The sequence below is a fragment of the Streptomyces sp. NPDC057438 genome, assembly GCF_042802995.1.
Lineage (GTDB): Bacteria > Actinomycetota > Actinomycetes > Streptomycetales > Streptomycetaceae > Streptomyces.
On the sequence record NZ_JBHVDD010000108.1, the window covers coordinates 1 to 19,153 of the forward strand.

Below are 19,153 nucleotides of genomic sequence, written 5' to 3' on the forward strand. Positions count from 1 at the left end.
CAGTCGGAACTGTTCTCCACCGGCCCCTCGGAACCTGCCCGTGCCTGTCGGCCGTCAGTCGTCACCCCTGACGATGTGCGCGTCCGCCCCGGCCTCCGTCAGCCGGGCGCCGTCCCTGTCCGCGAGGGCGGGAAGGCACAGGCGCACGCCCTTCCCGCGCCGACGCCGGGCCTTGGCCCAGCCGCTCTCGCGGACGACGAGCTTTTCGACGGTGTGCGTGCTCACGACGCCTCATCTTCTTTCAGACCCGTATCGCTTCTTCTGCTTGGCGGTGTGTCACCGGGTTCCCGTCGGCCGGGGGCGTAAACGAGGTGTCAGGGCAGGGGCGTCCCACCGGTGGCGTTGAGGATCTCCGCGGTGATGAAACTCGCCCGCTCGGAGGCGAGGAACACATAGGCGGGCGCCATCTCGGCGGGCTGGGCCGGCCGCCCCAGTGGTGCCTGCTTGCCGAACTCCTGCGCGTCGGGGAGCGTCGCCGGGATCAGCGGGGTCCACACGGGCCCCGGCGCCACCGCGTTCACCCGGACGCCGTCCGCGGCCACCATCTGGGCCAGTCCCTGGGTGAACGTGACGATCGCGCCCTTGGTCATGGCGTAGTCGAGGAGATGCGGGCTCGGCTTGTACGCCTGCACGGACGTGGTGTTGATGATCGACCCGCCCGGCGGGATGTGCGGCAGGGCCGCCCGGCACAGCCAGAACATGCCGTAGAGGTTCGTCCGTACGACCCGGTCGAACTGCTCCGTGCTGATGGCCCCGATGCCGTCCGGCTGTGACATCTGGTAGGCGGCGTTGTTGATCAGCACGTCGATCCTGCCGAACTCGGCGACCGCCCGGTCGACCAGGGCGCGGCACTGCTCCTCGTCGCGGATGTCGCAAGGGACGGCGATCGCCTTCCGTCCGGCGTCCTCGACCAGCCGGGACGTCTCCCGGGCGTCCTCGGCCTCCTCCGGCAGATGGGTGAACAGGACGTCGGCGCCCTCCCGGGCGTATGCGAGGGCCACCGCGCGGCCGATGCCGGAGTCGCCGCCGGTGAGTACCGCCTTGCGGTCCTTGAGCAGTCCACTGCCGCGGTAGGAGTCCTCCCCGTGGTCCGGGGGCGGGTCCATCGCGCCGGTCCATCCGGGATGCCGCTGGTCCTGCTGCGGAAAGTCCGGACGGGGGTGCCGCTCGACCGGGTTCTGCCGCTCGTCGTCGCTCATGAGGAGGGTCCTTCCTCGCGTCGTGGGTGCGTGGCTCGTGTCGTGGTGCGGGGGTGTCGTGGGGCGGAGGTGCGGGGGTGTCGTGGGGCGGAGGCGCTCATGAGATCGGCGGAGGCAGCGGCCGGGCCTCGATGACCCGGGCGACCCTCTCTGGAGGTCGCAGGCCATAGGGCGTGGCCCGTGCCGGGGGTCCGGTCGCGGCCCCGCCGATCCCTCGGCCCGCAGTCCCTTCAGCCGGCCGGGACCCGGTCCGGGAGCGAGGGGCCAGGAGGCCCGAGCCCGGCCCGGGGTGCGTGTGGTCGGTGTGGGCCTGCGCTTCGGAGATCTCGCCGATCAGGCGGTGCGGGCCGTCCCGGTACCCGGTGACCGTCCCGACCGCCACGCCCGCGCCCCGGTCGAGATGGGCGGGGTGTTCCCCGGCGCACGTCTCGGAGATCACGGGACGTTCCCCGGGGCCGGACTCGGACATCATCGCGTCCGTCCGTTCCGGAAGCCGTCGGGCCACCGGCCCGATCTGTCGTTTCCCGCCGTCACCGGCCTCGCCGAACTCGGGAGATTCTTGAGCGTGCGGTTGATGACCTGCGCCTTCACGGAGTCTCCGGACGTCGGGTACGCGAGTCTGCGTCGTCCGGGTACCCGACGTCGCCGGGTGTAAGAGGAGGCCGCCCGGATCAGTCCGGGGCGGGCGCCCGCTCGGTGCGGATCTGTGCGACGGCGGCGGACAGCCGTTCGCGCGTGCACGGGGGGACGGGGGCGCCCGTGCACGAGTCCACGAGCTGCCGGGCTGTCCGGTGCAGCTTGGTGTTGGTGTTCTGGGACGTCCTGACCAGCGCGTTCCACGCCTCCTCGGGACTGAGGGCGAAGGCGGCCATGAGGATGCCGCGGGCCAGGTCGATGGTGTCGCGGGTCTCCAGCGCCCGCCGCAGCTGCACGACCTCCACCCGGGGATCCGGCTCCCGCCGGACGGCCGGGGGTGCCGTGGCCTCCGTGCCACGAGCGTGGTCCGACACAAGATCCACGCCGTCCGCGTCGGCGCTGTCCGTCCGCACATCGTCCGCGCTGTCCGCGTCGGCGCTGTCCGTCCGCACATCGTCCGCGCTGTCCGCGGCCACGCCCTCCGCGGCGCCCGGAGAGACGAACAGCGACAGGGTGTCGGTGAGCGAGAACACCCGCTGGGCCCCCCGGCTGATGCGGCGGATGGTGATGGTCTTCGCGTGCTCCAGGGCCTCCCGGCGAAGGCTGAGCAGCGCGTTGAGTCCGGAGCAGTCGCAGAACCCTACGCCGGCCAGGTCCAGGTCGATGCCCTCCGCGGAGCGGGCGAGCGAGTCGCGCAGGCCGCGCCGCAAACGGTCGTCCGTGGCGAATTCCAGGTCACCGCGGACCGAGACGAGGACGCGGTGACCGTCGGTGCGGCTGTGCAGGCTGAACGGCGGCGTCGGCCGCCCGCCGGCGGGTCCGGCCACCGTCGCGCAGCCGACGCTCCCGGAGCTTGCCGACTCTGCGGAGTGCGCGGGCTCCGACATGATCTTTCTCCTTCGGAACGCTGCCGCGGGTTCTCCCGCTACCAGCGTCACTCGCGTGCGAACACACGTCAAGAGATACAGGAACTCGGATTCAGGTATTCGGACACGTGAATGATCAGGCGTATGATGACGGTCATGGCAGGAGTATCGGAAGCGCACGCGGGATGGACGTTCATCACCAACCACGCACGGGTGCTGGCCACCATCGCCGAGGACCAGACCGTGCGCGTACGCGACATCGCTGCCCGGTGCAGGCTCACCGAGCGCGCCGTCCAGAAGATCATCGCCGATCTGGAACGGAGCGGCTTCCTGTCCCACACCAGGGAGGGGCGCAGCAACACCTACCAGATCCGGTCGGGCACCGAGCTGCGCCACCCCGCGGAGGCCGGGCTCACGGTGGCCTCCCTGCTGGCGCTGCTCGCACGGGTCGACCCGCGCGCGGCGGGGCCGCTCGGTGACGGCCGTCCCGTGGGGGATGCCTGAGCGGTGCCGGCCAGGCCGCTCAGTCGTCGCGGAGGTCCAAGGCGCGGTCGATGATCGCCTGGGCGATCTCGACGGACGTGCGGCCTTCGGCGAAGGCCCGTGCCCGCACCCGCAGCAGCGCCTCCTCGGCGCTCACCCCGAGCCGCACCATGATCATTCCAGTGGCCTGGTGCACTTCTTCCCGGTCCGACTCCGCACCTGCCAGCCATGTGACGAGTCCGTCGGGGGCAGGAGAGGCGTGATCCAGCGCGATCACCGCCAGGGTGACGGCGTCGGCGACCAGCAGAGCGGTGCGGACCTCGCCGCGGCTCGGCCTGCCCGGCGTGTCCCGGTACAGGTCGAGGGTGCCCAAGGCGCTCCCGGCGCCGGTCAACGGCAGCGCGAACGCCGCCTCCGCTCCCGCCCTGGCCGCCTGCACGGAGAACAGGGGCCAGCGGCGGGTGTCCGGCATCCGTGTCAGGTCCGTCGCGAACACGGGTGCGCGCAGGCGGACCGCCTCCAGGCAGGGGCCTTCGCCGAGGGTGTACTGCGCTTCCGCCAGCCGTGCGGCGACGCTGTCGCTCGCGCACAGCACCACGCCCAGTTCCGAGCCGTCCCCCAGGACCGACACGGACAGCCCCGAAACCATGGGAAGCAGCGTGGCACAGGTCCGGCAGAGCGCGTCGGGCACGTCGTACGGCGACAGTCCGCGCACGGCGGCGGTGAGTTCACGGGCGATACGGGCGCGCTCCCCGTGCGTCTCCTGATCGGCGTTGCCGTCGCCCGGCAGCTCGTCGTCGGTCATGACCCTCACCTCCCTGCGGTCGCCACCGGAAACGTTCCGCCGGTCCTGGCGCCGAGCCCGGACGCGGCGCGCACGCCGCTGTCCCCGCTCTCCGCGTCCTGACGGCCGGGACGCCATGGTCACTGGGTTTCCGTCGCGCGCCGCGGGAAACGCCCGGGCAGGGTCGTGCCACGGCCGGGCCCGCCGGGCCGGGCAGGTGTGAGGAGGCGGGGCGGGGGGACTTGGTGGGCAGACCGGTTTCGGCGACGTTCCCCTGGGGGTCGGTCCGGTCAGGCTTCTCTGGTTCAGACAGCGTGCCGGAGGAGCCGTCCCCCTCCCGTACGCCTCACAGCGTGCCCCGCTCGCAGATGCGGCGGGCCACCTCGCGGAGCTTGATGTTGTTCTCCTGCGAGAAGCGGCGCAGTACGTCGAACGCCTCGTCCTCGCTGACGTGGAGACTGCCCATGAGGATGCCCATGGCCTCGCCGATGAGGTGGCGGGTGGCGACGGCCCGCTCCATCTGGGCGTGCGTGCGGGCACTGGAGAAGGCGACCGCGGCATGCGAGGCGAGCAGCCAGCCCGCCAGCTCGCTGACCTCGGTGAACGCACCGGGCTTGCGGGAGTAGAGGTTGAGGGCGCCCAAGTCCTCGTGCTCGGTGAACAGCAGGAAGCCCATCATGCTGCCGAGGCCGAGCCCGTGAGCGGCCGGGGCGTAGGCCGGCCAGCGCGGCTGCTCGCGGGAGAGGTCGTGGATGCGGAAGACACGCTCCCCCGTCGAACTGCGGGCGGCGTCGAAGCACGGCCCCTCCCGCAGCCGTTCCTGCAACCGGTCGCTGTCGACCACCAGCTGTTCCGTGGCGGCGAGCGACTCCACGCTCGTGCCGTGCAGCACGAGGATGCCGGCCGCGTCACAGCCCTCCACCAGTTCGGTGGCCGAGGTGGTGATCCGGTCCAGCGTGGCATCGACCGACGGCTGTGCCAGCAGATCCCGTGCCATCGACGCCATCTGCCGGGCGAACCGATCCCAGTCCACGCCGTCCTCCCTTTCCTCGTCACCCTGTCGGGACCACCCTCGGTTCCAGCCTTGCACGCGGGCCCCGCGCGGAGCCGCCGTGACAGCGCCCTCCGCGGAACCTCGGCGAATTCACGCGGCTCGGTCGCGGCGCGGGGCCCCGCGCCGCGACCGCCGGGTCACCGGGTGCCGACGAAGCCACCGGTTGTGTGCCGCCGCCCCGCTCGCATGCCTTCGCATGCCCGCCAGGACGGCGGCCACGCCTCGCTCCGCGTCGACACGCCCGGCTCCGTCGGCCGCCGTGCGGTGTCCGCCGGTCGGGACATCGAGGTCGGACGCGTGCGTCCCGCCGCAGATGTGGCACTTGGAGGGGCATGGAGTGGACGGACAGGACGGTACGGGAGGTACGGCGGCGCGGTGCGGCCGCCGTGACGACGCTGCGGCGGGCGTGGGCGGAGCCGGGCCGGGAACGGGATCTGGTGGCGCAGGCCGGGAAGGCGGCGCTGGCGGCCTGGGTGGCGTGGGCGGTGGCGGGCTGGTGGCTCGGTGCCCCGATGGCGTTCGTGGCGCCATGGGTGGCGGTCGTCCTGGTGGAGTCGACGGTCTACCGGTCGCTCGCGCACGGGCTGCAGCAGCTCGCGGCGATCGCGGTGGGCACGGTGGTGGCCACGGGGGTGGCACTGGTGCTCGACACCACGATGGTCACGATGGCCCTGGTCCTGCCGGCCGTGCTGCTGCTGGGGCAGTGGCAGCGGCTGGGCAGCCAGGGCGTGTACGCCGCCACCGGCGCGCTCTTCGTGCTGACCGGCGGTCAGGTCACCGTCGCCGCCTCGGCGGCCCGCGTCGCCGAGGCGGTCTTCGGCGCGCTGGTCGGCGTCGCGGTCAACGCGCTGGTCCGGCCGCCGGTGTACCTGCGCGACACCGCCGCCGCGCTGCGGGACGCCGCCCGCGAGGCCGGGGAGATCCTGGACGCCGTGGCGGACGGGCTGGCCGCCGGCGAGTGGAACGGGCACCAGGCGGGGGAGTGGCACGAACGCGCGCTGCGCCTGGGCCGCCTGGTCGACCAGGCGAGGTCGGCGATCGACTGGAGCCGGGAGAGCATGCGGGTCAACCCCCGGGGCCGCCGCAGGCACGGCGTCGCCGCCCCGGGCGAGGCGTACGCCGACGCGCTGGTCGTGCTCGACCAGGTGGCCGTCCACACCACGGGCGTGACCCGCACGGTGTGGGAGGCCGCGGACGGCGGGAAGGCCGCCCGGCCCGCCGAGGTGATCGCCCGCCCGTACGCGGACTTCCTGCGCCGCACCGCACACGCCGTCCGGCTGTACGGCCGCACCCGCTTCTCCCCGGGCGATCACGACGGTTCCGCCGCGGCGGAGCTGCGGGAGGCGGTCCGGGAACTCCACCGCGTACTCGACGAGTTCCGCCGGCGGCTGCCGGGCGCCGTCGCCGACGACCCCGACGCGCTCGTGACGTACGGAACGCTGCTGGCCCAGGCCCATCGCCTGGCCGACCAGCTCGTTCAGGACTGACGCCCGGGCGATCACCGGGCGACCCCCGGCTGTCGTCCGAAGTCCCGAGCGGCAGCCGGTCGTTATCCGGTACCAATCCGGGTGGTAAACGGTCATTGTCGATTAATACCGCTCAACTTAGGCGCTACTGATGGGGCGTCAATACCCTTCGGATTCAGCGCGTCACCGACGAGACGCAGGTCGGTCCATGTCAGCAGGGGGCATCCATGGGATCCGTTGAGCGGCCTCGCCGCATCGTCGTGCCGCCGGGCACGACCGTCACACCCGGCACCGCGCGGATCACCGCGCAGCCGGCGCCCGGACCCGTCGGAACCCGGCAGATGTTCGCCCCCCGGACGCCCGAACTCCTCGGGCGACTGCGCCGGTTGGACGCCGCCGTGGACGACGCCGCGGTCCGGGACATCGCCGCGTGGCTGTGCGAGGAGTACACCGGCCGCGGGGCGCCGGTCCCCGTCGGCTTCGTCGCTCGGTGCCTGCTCGGCTCCCCCTACGTGGACCATCGGCTCGGCCTCGACGGGCGCATCCTCGGCCACTGCACGGCACACGACACGATGCCGCCCCCGTTCGACGCCGCCCGGATGCTGGCCCGTTCGGACGCGTACGCGTTCGTCGAGGTGTACGCGGACGGGCTGGTCCTGCCCGTGCTGCCCGACGGCAGTGTCGTCAGGCCCTGACACGGCGACGAGGACCCACGGGACCAGCACGGCACGGACGGCACAGGGCACCGCACGGCACGGAACGGAGACGCGCGTGAGCGACATCAACCTCGGCCCCCTCGTCAGGAGCATCGACAACCTGGAGCGCCAACTGCAGCGCTCCGTCCGTATGCTCGGCGGCCAGATCGAGCAGGTGGACGGTGAGGTCCGCGACGTCAAGGCCGTACAGGCGCAGACGAAGGACCGCCTGGAGGTCCTCTACGACAAGTTCCTGGAGTTCGTCGGGAGAACCGAACGCATCGCCGCCGCCCAGCGCGCGGAGACCCGGATCGTCCGGATCAACGACGAGGTCGAGCACAAGTACGGGCACCACAAGGTGGTCCGCCGTACCGCGACCGGCATCCTCCAGGCGTTCGACACCGGCCTCGTCCAGGAGGAGACGGTCCGGCAGGTCAGCGAGGAGCTGATGATCCAGACCCCGCGCTACTGGCTGGCCCCCGCCCTGGTCGGACTGGCGGCCTGGGCCGGTGACGACGAGGCCCTGTGCGCACGGGCGGTCGAGGAGGCGTTCCGGCGCTCCACGGCGAAGACCTCCCTCTTCTTCGCGCTGATCCTCCGCAGGCAGGGCCGTCAGGACGCCTCCCTGCGCTGGCTGCGGCACTACCTGGAGGGACAGGACCCCCGGGTGCTCGGCCGCGAGTTCCAGGTCATCCTGGAATGCGTCTCCCAGGGCGCCTTCGGACCCCCGGGCCGCCAACTCCTCGCCAGGACACTGGAGGAGTGGCGCAAGCGCCTGCTCGACGACGACGCCGTACGCGCGGCCCAGGCGGGACGCTGGCGGCAGGAGATCGACTCCCTGCGCGCCCCGTCGGCCGCCGCCGACTTCCCGCGTCTGGCCGAGGTCTGCCCCCAGTGGGCGGCGCTCGACGACGTCCTCGCCCGCGCCCGCGCGCACGAGGCCCTGCTGAGCCGGTTCCGCACCCTCATGGAGAGCGAGATCCTCCCGGCCCACAACCTGGAGGACACCGTCGACGACATCCTCGACAACCTGGTCCGCAACTCGGACGAGGAGGAACTCCCCCTCCAGCGCGAACTGCTGCTCAACCAGGCCATCGTGCGCCAGGGGGACGAGGAGGCCGCGCGCAAGGAAGCGGACATGCGCTCCGAGGCGCTGGAGGAGACCCGCAACTACCTGAGCGTGCAGTCGGTCGCCGCCCTCGACCCCGAGGCCGTCGGCGCCTCGCCCGCGGCACAGCGCGTCGCCGTCGCGTCCTGCCAGGAGTGGTTCGCACAGGCGCACGCCGCATTCAGCCGCGACTACCGGGCCGCCGTACCGCCCAGGATCGAGATCTCGCTGCGCAACACCTACGACATCGGCCAGGGCACCCAGCGCTTCAAGCTCACCACCTGGACCAAGCCGCTCACCGACGACCTGCCGGACCTGGAGGCGTCCCTGACCCGGCACTGGAGCAGCTACGTCGACATGTACGTCAAGTCCCTCGCCTACGACCACCGGTCCTCCCTCGCCCTCCTCGGCACGGCGGTCACCGCGATCCTCGTGATCTTCCTCGGTGTCCATGTCGGGTTCGCGCTCATCGCCGCCCTCGCCGTCGGAGGCATCTGGGGCATCGTCCTGCACAACCGCGCCGACGCCGCGCGCACCGCCCAGGAACAGGCCCGCGAACTCCTCAGCCGGCACATGACCGAGGCCATCGGGCGGCTCCGGGGCGCCCACGCCGAACTCACCGACTGGCAACAGCAGTACTGGGCGGCCGACTTCGTGGAGGCCGAGGCCCGCACGTTCATCGCCTCCCTGAACACCGCGACCGGCGCCCCCTCCCCCTTCGAGGGCCGCGTCGTCGGCGCCGACGGCTGAGCCGGCCGAGAGGACACGACCATGAGCGACGATTCCCCCTTCGCCCCTGACTCGACTCCCCCCTGGCTCCGGCCCGAGATCCCGGAACACCTGCGGCCGTTCGCCGCGCCTCCCAGACCGCAGCAGCCCCCCGCCGTACCCGATCAGCGCGACTCCGAGGCCGCTTCAGGGCCCGTCCCGCCCGCACCGCCCGCCGCGCCCGCCCCCTGGGCCTCGGCCGCGCCGCGACCGCCGGACCGGCCCGCGTCCGATCCCGTCACCCGGCGGCTGCGGCGCACCGTGACCGACCTCCCGGCCTGGGACCCCCTGCCGCCGGGGGAACAGCTCGTGCGCCGACCGTCGGGGGACCTGTGAACCACACCCGGTGGGGAGGCGGGAGCGACTACCAGATCTGGGCCCGGACCCTGGACCGCTGGGCCGGCGGCGAACAGACCGACCCCCTGCACCTGCCGCCGCTGTCCCCCGACAGTCTGCCGGCCGACACCTGGCAACGGCTGCTGACCCGCATCGCCGCCGCCGTCGACCGGCGGCTGCAGGACGGGCTCGACCTGATGGTCCGCGAGGTGAACGACGCCGCAGACGAGTTCTCCGTCGGACGGGCCCTCACCCGGGGCCGCGACGTTCTGCGCTCCGCCCGCTCCGTCATCACCCACACCAGCCTGCCCGCCGACTTCCGCCAACGTATGGCGGCCCTCATGGACGACCACACCCGCCGTCTCCAGGACGAACTCGAACGGGGCGTGCAGTCACTGCTCGCGGACGGCGCGGACCCCCACGCCGTCGAGACCCGGCGCCGCACCCTGCGCGACAACCCCCTCACCGCGGTGCTGTCCGAGCCCTCCGCCGCCCCGCCCCCCGTCGGCTGGTACGAGCCGACCGGCGGACGTCGCCTCGTCACCCCCGACTGACGCCACCACGGAGAACCACCTTGTCGAACTACTCCGACAGCAAGCGTGACCTGGACAACTACCTCACCGCGAGGGTGCCCGTCGTCGGGCTGCGCACCATCGAACAGGCCCGCGCCCTGCGCATGCTCAAAGAGGTCGCGGCCCAGCCCAGGCGCGCCTCCCAGCAGTTCTGGATCCACACCAGGGCCACCGGTCTGCGCGACCTGAAGTCGGGTGCGGCCGTCCTCGACGACCGGTCGCTGACCGGTGCCATGGACTTCGCCGCCGCCCAGTTCGCCGCCCGCCCACAGGCCACGCTCGTCCTGGTCGACCCCGGAGAGCTGGAATCCGACACCCCCTTCACCCGTAACGTCGCCGAACTCGCCCGGATCGCCGACGCCCACGCCGGATGCGTCGTCCTCATCACGGACAACCCCATCTGGAGCGGTCTGCAACGACTGGGCATGAGCCTGCAGCTGGACCTGCCGAACGCCGACGAGATGTACGACACCATCAGCGGCTTCCTCGGCGACCACCGGGGCGTGGTCTCCATCGCCTGGACCGAGCACGACGCCCGCCGTGCCGCCGAGTTCCTCCAGGGAGTCACCGAGGGCGAGGCGGTGAACCTCCTGGCCACGCTCATCGCCAAGGGGTCGGTGGAAGCCGCCGACGTGCTGGCCCTCGCCGGCTCCAAGGACCGCATCTTCAACAACCTCGCCGGACTCGAACGCGTCGCCCGCAAGGACGTCGACTACTCCGTCGGCGGGCTCACCAGCCTGCGCGGCTGGCTGGAGCGCAAACACCGGCTCATCCACACCGACCTGCGGGGCACCCGACTGCGCCCGCCCCGCGGTGTCCTGCTCGTCGGTGTCCCCGGCTGCGGCAAGTCCCTGTCGGCCAAGGCCATCGCCCAGCAGTGGCAACTTCCCCTCTACCGCCTGGACATGGCCAGCATCCACGGCCGCTACCTGGGCGAGTCCGAGGGACGGATGCGGGAGGCGCTCGACGCCGCCGACCGGGTCGCGCCGTGCATCCTGTGGATCGACGAGATCGAGAAGGGACTGGCCGGCGCCCACGACAGCTCCGGCGTCCAGCAGCGCATCATCGGACAGTTCCTGTTCTGGCTGCAGGAGTCGGACTCCCGCGTCTTCGTGGTCGCCACCGCCAACGACGTACGCAGCCTGCCGCCCGAACTGCTGCGCAAGGGGCGCTTCGACGAACTGTTCTTCGTGGACCTGCCGGACGACCAGGACCGCAGGGAGATCATCACCCTCTACTACCGGCGCTACGTCAAGGCCGAACCTCACCCGGACCAGCTCGACCGCCTGGTGGAACTCTCGGAGGGCTTCGCAGGCTCCGACATCGAGTCGGCCCTCCACGACGTCGGCGCCGAGGTCCTGCTGGGCGGCGGGGCGGACCGGCTGAACCCCGCGTTCGTCGAGGACACCTTCGCCAACACCGCACCCCTCAGCCGCAGCAACCCCGAACAGATCGAGGAGATCCGCGCCTGGGGCAGGGAACGCGCCGTGCCCGCCGGCCGGTCCGCCGTCCCCATCTCCCCGGCCGGCGCGGGCACACCCCGCAGGGTGGTCGTCCTCGGGGACACCTGACCGTCACCGACAGCCGAAGGGGCACACAGTGGCGGATTCATGGATGGCGCCGGCGGTCACCGCCGTCGGGTCGTGGGCACCCTCGGCGCCGCGCTGCTGACCCAGAGCCGCGCCGACCGCGCCAAACGCCTGGAGGTCCAGGCCCTGGCCCGGCAGCAGCGCGAGGAACGCGCCCTCGTCGAACGGGTGCGCCCTCAGTGACGCGGGGACCGGCGGACCGTCAGGACGGCGACGTCGTCGTGCCGGCCGCCACTGCCCGCGTACGCGCGGGCGTCCTCGTACAGGGCCCGGGGCAGGTCGGTGGGGGAGACGTCGAGGTGCTCCGCGAGGCGCTCGTCGACCGGGTAGAACGTGCCGTCGGCGTTGCGGGTCTCGGTGAGGCCGTCGGTGCTCAGCAACAGCGTCGCGCCGTCCGGGAACGGGAACCAGCCCACGGTGGTGGGTTCCAGCGCCAGCTCGGCCAGCCCGAGCGGGACACCGGAGTCCAGCTCGGCCGTGGTGACCGTGCCCTCGTGCAACACATGCGGGAGGATGTGCCCGCAGTTGACGGCCTGCGCCTCCTCCGTGAGCGCGTCGATGCCGATCACGAGAGCGGTGACGAAGCGCTCGTCGTCGCCGGTGTTCTCGGCGTAGGAGTTGTGGCGGACCACGGCCGCGTCCAGGGCGTCGGCGAGCGCGGTGAGCGTGGGCTCGCGGTGGGCCGCCTCACGGAAGGTGCCGATGACGGCGAACGCGGCGCCCACGGCGGCCAGACCCTTGCCCTGGACGTCCCCGATCAGCACCCGGGTCCCCCAGGCCGAGGCGACGACGTCGTAGATGTCGCCGCCGACGAGGCGGTCCTCCTGGAGGGGCTCGTACACGCCGTTGACGAGGACGTCGTCGGTGAGCAGGGGGAGGGGGTGCAGGATGTGCCGCTGCATGGCCGCGGCCGTGGAGCGCAGCCGGAACATCTCCGCCTCGCGTCTGATCCGCCGGTGACAGGCGTACACCGAGGCGACGCCCAGGGTGAGGGTGAGCAGCACCAGCAGGAGCCGGTCGAGCCAGCGGTCCGCGTCGACGTTGCGCACCACGGCCGTGGTGGTGACGACGAGCGTGGTCCACGCGGCGACGAACGCCGTCTGCCGTACCGTGCACAGCGCCGACGCCGTCCCCGGCAGGAACACCAGCAGCCCGAGCAGCCACACCTCGGACCGGGACAGCACACCGAGCGCCTCCACCAGGGCCGTCACGGCCAGGACGCCGAGGATCAGTTCGGCGTTGCGGGGCGGCTCGATGGCCTCGAAGGCATCGGCGGCCTCGGCGGACCTCTTCCGGCGGCTACCGGCCATGCGGACTCCCGGGCAGATCGTGATCTCCCCGTACGGTAAGCCGGGCCGGGTCCCGTGCGGGAGGCGCCCCGCCGGGCCGGACCGGCAGGTGGCGCCGGGGCACCTGCCCGAGCGCCCGCCGATGGCCCGGGGGTGGGGGCGGTCCCCGGCCGGGGTGCGGCGGCAGCTCTCCAGCGCACGCAGGTCGTCGCCGCACGGTGCTCGGAGCGCCGGGAGCGGGTCGAGGTGCCGACGACAGCGGCGCGGCATGCCCCTCGCATGCCCACGGTGCGACGCGGCGCGCGGGCGCGGAGGAAGACTGGGATGCTGTTGCTGGACGAGGAGCGCAGCCCAGGTTCTGACGGCCAGGTGGTGGTGGAAACCATGGCAGGGTCCGGGGAAAGCGGTGCGGGGCGCCTTCTCCCGTGCGCCGACCCCCGGGGTGACCCCTTCCTGCGTACCCGGTTCGCCGTACCGGTCCGGCCCGGCACCTTCCTCCGGCGGGCCCGCCTGGTCGACCACCTCGACCGGGCCCTGACCACACCACTCACCGTGGTCAACGGTGCCGCCGGGGCGGGCAAGACCCTGCTGGTCGCCGACTGGGCCGCGCGGCAGGAGCCGCCGGTCGCCTGGCTCACCACCGAGGCCGGCGACCAGGGTCCCGGCATGTTCTGGGCGTACGTCCTGCAGACGCTCCGCTCCGCCGGTGTCCCCCTGCCGCCCGACACCGGCTGTCCGGCCGACGCGGGCCGCGTCGACCGTACGCTGCTGACGCGGCTCGCCGCGGAGCTGGGCGGCCGGGAGCGGCCCGTGATCCTGGTGCTCGACGAGTTCGACCGCGTGACCGACCCGGAGATCGCGCACCAGCTGGAGTTCGTGCTCCACCACGCGGCGGGCGGCCTGCGCCTGGTCCTGGTCACCCGCACCGAACCGCTGCTGCCGCTGCACCGCCACCGGACGGCCGGTGACCTCACGGAGATCAGGAACGCCGAGCTGGCGTTCACGCCCGAGGAGGCGTCCGTCCTGCTGGGCCTGCACGGCCTGCGGCTCCCCGTACCGGTCGCGGAGGCGCTTGTGGAGCGCACCCGGGGATGGGCGGCCGGTCTGCGGCTGTGCGCGCTGGCCGCCTGCGAGACCCCGGACCCGGAGAGCTATCTCAAGCGGTTCGAGGCCGAGCGCACCGCCGTCGCCGACTTCCTGCTCGCGGAGGTGCTCGAACGGCAGCCCCCCGAGACGCAGGATCTCCTCCTGCGGGTCAGCGTCCTGGAACGGATCCGCCCCGAACTGGCCGACGCCCTGACGGAACGCGGCGACGCCGCCGGCATCCTGGCGGAGCTGCACCGCGGCAACGCGTTCGTCGAGGACCTCGGGCACGCCTGGTACCGCCTCCACCCGCTCTTCGGGGAGATCCTCCGCGCCCATCTGCGGATGCGCCGGCCCGGTCTGGAACCCGTGCTCCACCGGCGTGCCGCCGACTGGCTCCGCCGCTCCGGACTGCTGGACGAGGCGCTCGGGCACGGGGCCGCCGCGGGCGACTGGGAGTTCACCGCCGGTGCCCTCGTCGACGACCTCGCCATCGGCCAGCTCTTCACGGGGCTGCGCTCCGACGACCTGGCCGAGCTGTTCTCCCGCATGGGCCCCGAGGCGCGGAGCCCGGCCGCGCACCTCGTACGAGCGGCCCGTGAGCTGTCCCGGTGCGAACTCGACCGGGGCCTGAGCCACCTGCGGCACGCGGAGCGGGATCTGGCGCAGGACGCGGACCGGGCGGAGGAGGAACACGGCCCGGCGGCGGCCCGGCTGAGCTGTCTGCTGCTGGAGGCGCTGGCGGCCCGGCTGACCGGCTCGCCGGGCAGGGCGGAGCTGGTGGCAGGGACGGCGGAGAGACTGCGGGAGCAGGTCCCCGCCCACCTGCTGGACGCCCACCCCGAACTCACCGCGCTGCTCCTGGCCCACCTGGGGTCGACGCGGCTGTGGGCCGGACGCTTCGAGGAGGCGCGTGCCGCGCTGTCCCTGGTCGCCGACGGCTCCGGGGACGCGTCCACGGCACTGCCGCGCGAGGACTGCCTCGGCCGACTGGCCCTCATCGACTACCTGAACGGCTGGCCCGGCAGGGCCGAACGCCGGGCCAACGCGGCACTGACCCTCTCCGAGCGCTACAGCCTGCCGCAGCCCGCCGCCTTCGGCGTCGCCCATCTGGTCCTGGCCGCCGTCGCCGTCGACCGGGACGAACTGCGACTGGCCCGCGCCCATCTCGACGCGGTAGCGGACGACCGGCTCACCCTGCGGGACCCGGTGACCGAGGCAGGCCGGTCCATCGCCACCGCCCGCCTGCTGCTCGCGCGCGGCGACACCCGCGGCGCTCTGGCGGCGGCCGAACCGGCCGTGACCGCCGACGTGACCTCTCCCTGGGCGCGGGGACACACCGCCCTGGTCGCGTCCGCGGCCCACCTCGCCCGGGGCCGGCCCGAGGAGGCCGCCGCACTGCTGCACGCCGTACCGGGCCACCAGCCGGTCTGCGCCGTGGGAGAGGCACGGGCCCGGCTGGCCGCGGGCACGCCCCTCGCCGCGCTCGACCTGCTGGACGGGGTGCCGGCCGAGAGCCGTGCCGGCCCCGCGGTGACCGTGCGGGCCCTGCTGGTCCGCGCGGAGGCCGCGCACGCGGTCGGGGACACGGCCGCGGTGCGCCGGTTCGTCGCCCAGGCCCTCCACGAGGCCCGGCGCGAACGGCTGCGCCGTCCCTTCGCCGAAGCCGGCGCATGGCTCCGGCCCGTCCTCGACACCGCGCCGCTGAGGGGCCTCGCGGCAGGCTGGCTCACTCCAGGACCCGCGCCGCACACCGGGGCGCCCGGCCCCGAGGACCGGCAACCGGTCGTGGAGGACCTGAGCGGACGCGAGCGCGACGTCCTGCGGGGGCTGGACCGGATGATGTCCACCGAGGAGATCGCCGCCGACCTGTGCGTGTCGGTGAACACCGTCAAGACGCACCTCAAGAGCGTCTTCCGCAAACTGGCCGTCAACCGCCGCAACGACGCCGTACGCCGTGCCCGCGAACTCCGCCTCCTGTGACCCCGGTCGGGGGCCGGTGGCTGGAACGGGTGTTACTCAGGCGGGAGTTGAGTACGCGTGCTCATACCCGGGGCCTGCCGCGCGGCCAGTATGGGTGCACGGCGCCGACGAGTGCGCCGGTGTGGCCCAGCCCGAACCTGTCAAGGGAACCATCCATGTCGCGTCGTATCGCCGTGTCCGTCGCCGCCGGTGTTGTCGTCCTCACGGGCGCCGGGGCCCTGTCCCTCGCCCACGCCGGTGACCAGCCTCCTGTCCTGGCGCACGGCAAGGCCCGCTACACGGCTCCGGGGGACACCCGCGCGGGCTCGCTGACCTTCACCACGGACGTCAAGGCGTCCTCCGGCGTCAAGAGCGTGAAGGTGCTGGCGTGGCCGGCGAAGTCGTCCCTCGCGAAGAAGGAGCTGACCGCCAAGGACATGGCCGCGGTGGAGTCGGCCGTCTGCAAGCCCGCGGGCGGGGACACCGAGCGGTGCACCTACAAGGTCCCCGTCACCCGCGCCGACGCATCCCCGCGCGGTCTGTGGCACGTGGCCGTCCTGGCCACCGCCGAGAACGGTGACACGACGCTGGACACCGAGGCGGCCGACTTCACGGTGGGATGACCGAGGCAGGGCGCGACTCGTCGCGTCCGCCCCTGCGCACGTGCGTTCCCGGTGGAGCGCCGCTCCGAGTGGGCCGGCGACGGCGTCGTCCGTTTCCGGTCCGGGTTCGCTCCAGGTCAGTCACCGGCCTTCTTGTTGAACCACCCGAGCGACTGACCGACGGCCGAGCCGACGAAGAGTATGCCGAGAGGAACGATCGTGAACCAGGTGGCATCGGCTTTCACGGCGGCGAGCAGGGCGATCGCGCCGATGGCCAGCGCCAGGAGCACGAGCATGCCCAGAAGGACACGGATCTTGGAAACCAACGGGGACCTCTCCAACGTTCGGCTGGGCTCTACCGACTGGACAGCGCTCGCCCCCTCGTCGGACCGCCGACGACGGTCGCCCAGGAGGCAGGCAGCAAGCTCCCCGGCGTGAGACACGGCTCCGTCAGGAAGCTCATGGGGCGAGTCTTCCCACGCGGCCTTCCGGGGGCGACAGTAGAACTACGTATTCGCCTACGTAGGTCACCCGCCTTCAAGGAACGCATGGGCGCATCGACCGTCTTCACCGGCACCAGCCTCAGGGACGGGTTCGGACATGCCACCCGCCACCGCCTCGACCATCGCCGGCACGGGCGCGGCGTTCCGCTGCCCAGTACGCGGGCCGTCGCGCCGGGCGCCGAACCGCTCGTCGGCAAGGTCTGCGTCGCGGCGGTACTACTGGGTGCCGACCGCGCGCAGTGTGGCGAGCACCAGTGCCCGGGTGACGGTGACTATTTCGCTGACGCGGACCTGCTCCTGAGGGCCGTGCGCGAGACGTACGTCGCCGGGGCCGTACTGCAGTGTGGGGATGCCCGCCCCCGAGTACAGCCGCAGGTCGCTGCCGTAGGGGGCGCCTCGCTCCGGGGGGCGTGGGCCGCCGGCGACGTCGGCGTGCGCGTCGCCGACCAGGGCTGCGAGCGGATGCCCGGCGGGCAGCCGTCCGCTGGCGAACCGGCCTCCGGGCCACGTCACCGTGGCGGGGTGGGAGCGCAGCCACGGGTCGTCCGCGCAGGCTTCGGCCACGCAGGCCTCCAGCTCGGTGCGTGACTGGGCCGGATCCTCGCCCAGCCGGACACCCAGTCTTCCCTCGGCCACCAGCAGGTCGGGCACGCTGCTGGCCCAGTCGCCGGCCCGGACGGTGCCCACGGACAGCGGGTAGGGAATGGGGTATGCGGCCATCAGGGGATCGGGGCCGGTGTTGCGGCGGGCTTCGAGACGGGTGAGCGCATGGTGGATGGGGAGGTAGGCGTCGATGGCGCTCATGCCCGCGTAGCGCGTGCTGCCGTGGGTGGCGCGGCCGGGTACCTCGATACGGAAAGTGAGGGCGCCGGCGTTCGCGGTCATGAGGGCGCCGCCGGTCGGCTCCGTGATGATGCAGGCGTCACCTGTGTGACCGCGTTCGAGGGTGCCGAACGCTCCGAGTCCGCCGTCCTCCTCGCTGACGACGAAGTGCGCGGCCACCTGGCCGCGCAGCTTCGCGCCCGCGCCGCGTATCGCGGCCAGGGCGGCGAGGATCGCCACCACGCCGGCCTTCATGTCGCACGCTCCCCGGCCGTGCACCGTGTCTGAGCCGACCCGAGGACGGAAGGGGTCTCCCTCCCATTGCGCCAGGTCCCCGGGAGGGACGACGTCGACATGGCCCTGGAGGACCAGGGTCGGCCCGTCGCCCTGCTGCCGCGTGCCGCCCACCAGGCCCCATGCCTCCGTGCGCGGGGCTTCGCCGCCCGGGAAGCGGGGGTGCGCGCGCAGCTCGGGCAGGTTCATGGACCACAGGTCGACATCGAGATCCAACCGTTCCAGGTGCCGGGCCAGGATGTGCTGAAGCTCGGACTCCGCGGCACTCCCCGTCACGCTGGGAACGCTGAGAAGTTCCCGCAGAAGCCGGACGATGGCCTCTTCGTCCACCGCGGCCAGCGCGGACGCTTCCCCCTCGCTCACGTTCGCTGTCATCGACACGCTCTCCCGGCATAGGACATCAAGACAAGCCGGAGGCTACGGTTGCGACCGCGACGCAAACAATCTCCATTTGCTGCGATCTGCCATTGGTTTCTTGCAATAACGACTGCCAAATAGCCTTTTATTGTGCCCCTGTCGCGCTGCTGACGGTCTGGAGCGAAGTCGTGGACACCATCGACGAGGCGATCATCCGCTGTGTGATGCGCAACGCCCGCTCCACCTACGCCGAGATCGGCCAGGCAGCCGGCCTGTCCGCCCCCGCCGCGAAGCGGCGTCTCGACCGCCTGGTGGCCACGGGTGCGATCCGCGGTTTCACCGCTCTCGTCGACCCCCAGGTGCTGGCCTGGCACACCGAGGCGTTCGTCGAGGTCTACTGCACCGGCAACCCCACCCCCGCCCAGCTGCGCCGAGCCCTCGAAGACATCCCCGAAGTCGTCGAAGCCTGCACCGTCTCCGGGGCGGCCGACGCGGTCCTCCACATGCTTGCCCGAGACATCACCCATCTGGAACTGGCCATCCAGCGGGTACGCGCCACCGCCCCCGTCGACCGGACCGAGAGCGTCATCGTGCTCTCCCGGCTGCTCAACCGGCCTCGGTTGTGACCACTTGCCCCGGGTTCGCCGCAGGCGACAGGGCCGTGGCAGCCACCCCGGCCCTGTCG

At 72.7% G+C, this 19,153-nt stretch carries 19 protein-coding genes; 11 read left to right on the forward strand and 8 right to left on the reverse strand.

Features of this window, described 5'->3' with window-relative positions; all coding sequences use genetic code 11:
* Positions 1-54: 54 nt before the first annotated feature.
* From ACFU5F_RS37215 to ACFU5F_RS37225, 3 genes are all read right to left on the reverse strand, one after another.
* Positions 55-225, reverse strand: a complete 171-nt coding sequence (locus ACFU5F_RS37215) for a hypothetical protein (protein ID WP_383897405.1) — start codon at positions 223-225, stop codon at positions 55-57.
* Between the two features lie 89 nt (positions 226-314).
* Positions 315-1,199: an SDR family oxidoreductase gene (locus tag ACFU5F_RS37220; protein ID WP_383897408.1), complete on the reverse strand. Its 885-nt coding sequence runs from the start codon at positions 1,197-1,199 to the stop codon at positions 315-317.
* A gap of 671 nt (positions 1,200-1,870) precedes the next feature.
* The gene (locus tag ACFU5F_RS37225) at positions 1,871-2,722 is read right to left on the reverse strand and encodes an ANTAR domain-containing protein (protein ID WP_383897410.1); all 852 of its coding nucleotides are present in this window, start codon (positions 2,720-2,722) and stop codon (positions 1,871-1,873) included.
* Between the two features lie 135 nt (positions 2,723-2,857).
* Between ACFU5F_RS37225 and ACFU5F_RS37230 the strand changes: the two genes are divergently transcribed.
* A complete protein-coding gene (locus ACFU5F_RS37230; RefSeq protein WP_383897413.1) occupies positions 2,858-3,205 on the forward strand; it encodes a helix-turn-helix transcriptional regulator in 348 nt (115 codons plus the stop codon).
* Positions 3,206-3,224: 19 nt separating this feature from the next.
* Here ACFU5F_RS37230 and ACFU5F_RS37235 read toward each other — a convergent pair whose 3' ends face one another.
* Positions 3,225-3,989 carry a GAF and ANTAR domain-containing protein gene (locus ACFU5F_RS37235; protein ID WP_383897416.1) on the reverse strand — a complete coding sequence of 255 codons (765 nt, stop codon included), beginning with the start codon at positions 3,987-3,989 and terminating at the stop codon, positions 3,225-3,227.
* Positions 3,990-4,314: 325 nt separating this feature from the next.
* Positions 4,315-4,974: a GAF and ANTAR domain-containing protein gene (locus ACFU5F_RS37240; protein ID WP_383897463.1), complete on the reverse strand. Its 660-nt coding sequence runs from the start codon at positions 4,972-4,974 to the stop codon at positions 4,315-4,317.
* A 380-nt stretch (positions 4,975-5,354) separates the two neighbouring features.
* Between ACFU5F_RS37240 and ACFU5F_RS37245 the strand changes: the two genes are divergently transcribed.
* The 7 genes from ACFU5F_RS37245 to ACFU5F_RS37275 all read left to right on the forward strand — a co-directional run bounded on the left by ACFU5F_RS37245 (position 5,355) and on the right by ACFU5F_RS37275 (position 11,739).
* Positions 5,355-6,509: an aromatic acid exporter family protein gene (locus ACFU5F_RS37245; protein WP_383897418.1), complete on the forward strand. Its 1,155-nt coding sequence runs from the start codon at positions 5,355-5,357 to the stop codon at positions 6,507-6,509.
* Between the two features lie 206 nt (positions 6,510-6,715).
* Positions 6,716-7,183 carry a hypothetical protein gene (locus ACFU5F_RS37250; RefSeq protein WP_383897421.1) on the forward strand — a complete coding sequence of 156 codons (468 nt, stop codon included), beginning with the start codon at positions 6,716-6,718 and terminating at the stop codon, positions 7,181-7,183.
* Between the two features lie 76 nt (positions 7,184-7,259).
* Positions 7,260-9,041, forward strand: a complete 1,782-nt coding sequence (locus ACFU5F_RS37255) for a hypothetical protein (RefSeq protein WP_383897423.1) — start codon at positions 7,260-7,262, stop codon at positions 9,039-9,041.
* Between the two features lie 21 nt (positions 9,042-9,062).
* Positions 9,063-9,395, forward strand: a complete 333-nt coding sequence (locus ACFU5F_RS37260) for a hypothetical protein (protein ID WP_383897426.1) — start codon at positions 9,063-9,065, stop codon at positions 9,393-9,395.
* Positions 9,392-9,949: a hypothetical protein gene (locus ACFU5F_RS37265; RefSeq protein WP_383897429.1), complete on the forward strand. Its 558-nt coding sequence runs from the start codon at positions 9,392-9,394 to the stop codon at positions 9,947-9,949. The genes ACFU5F_RS37260 and ACFU5F_RS37265 overlap by 4 nt, the downstream gene beginning before the upstream one ends.
* Before the next feature lie 20 nt (positions 9,950-9,969).
* Positions 9,970-11,538, forward strand: coding sequence for an AAA family ATPase (locus ACFU5F_RS37270; RefSeq protein ID WP_383897431.1), 1,569 nt, complete (start codon positions 9,970-9,972; stop codon positions 11,536-11,538).
* A 39-nt stretch (positions 11,539-11,577) separates the two neighbouring features.
* Positions 11,578-11,739: a hypothetical protein gene (locus tag ACFU5F_RS37275; protein WP_383897433.1), complete on the forward strand. Its 162-nt coding sequence runs from the start codon at positions 11,578-11,580 to the stop codon at positions 11,737-11,739.
* Here ACFU5F_RS37275 and ACFU5F_RS37280 read toward each other — a convergent pair.
* Positions 11,733-12,866 (reverse strand): PP2C family protein-serine/threonine phosphatase, encoded by a 1,134-nt coding sequence (locus tag ACFU5F_RS37280; RefSeq protein WP_383897436.1) that lies wholly within the window; start codon positions 12,864-12,866, stop codon positions 11,733-11,735. The genes ACFU5F_RS37275 and ACFU5F_RS37280 overlap by 7 nt on opposite strands.
* Before the next feature lie 363 nt (positions 12,867-13,229).
* On the opposite strand from ACFU5F_RS37280, the gene ACFU5F_RS37285 reads away from it, so the two are divergent.
* Together ACFU5F_RS37285 and ACFU5F_RS37290 are read left to right on the forward strand one after the other, a co-directional pair.
* Entirely contained in the window at positions 13,230-15,911 is a 2,682-nt protein-coding gene (locus ACFU5F_RS37285; RefSeq protein WP_383897464.1) for a LuxR C-terminal-related transcriptional regulator, read from the forward strand.
* 155 nt (positions 15,912-16,066) lie between these two features.
* Complete coding sequence (locus ACFU5F_RS37290; protein WP_383897439.1) at positions 16,067-16,513, forward strand: DUF5707 domain-containing protein; 447 nt, start codon at positions 16,067-16,069, stop codon at positions 16,511-16,513.
* A 116-nt stretch (positions 16,514-16,629) separates the two neighbouring features.
* On the opposite strand, the gene ACFU5F_RS37295 is transcribed toward ACFU5F_RS37290, so the two are convergent.
* Positions 16,630-16,788: a hypothetical protein gene (locus ACFU5F_RS37295; protein ID WP_383897440.1), complete on the reverse strand. Its 159-nt coding sequence runs from the start codon at positions 16,786-16,788 to the stop codon at positions 16,630-16,632.
* Between the two features lie 423 nt (positions 16,789-17,211).
* Positions 17,212-18,486 carry an ArgE/DapE family deacylase gene (locus tag ACFU5F_RS37300; protein ID WP_383897443.1) on the reverse strand — a complete coding sequence of 425 codons (1,275 nt, stop codon included), beginning with the start codon at positions 18,484-18,486 and terminating at the stop codon, positions 17,212-17,214.
* 170 nt (positions 18,487-18,656) lie between these two features.
* Between ACFU5F_RS37300 and ACFU5F_RS37305 the strand changes: the two genes are divergently transcribed.
* A complete protein-coding gene (locus tag ACFU5F_RS37305; protein WP_383897446.1) occupies positions 18,657-19,094 on the forward strand; it encodes an Lrp/AsnC family transcriptional regulator in 438 nt (145 codons plus the stop codon).
* The last annotated feature ends 59 nt before the right edge of the window (positions 19,095-19,153 follow it).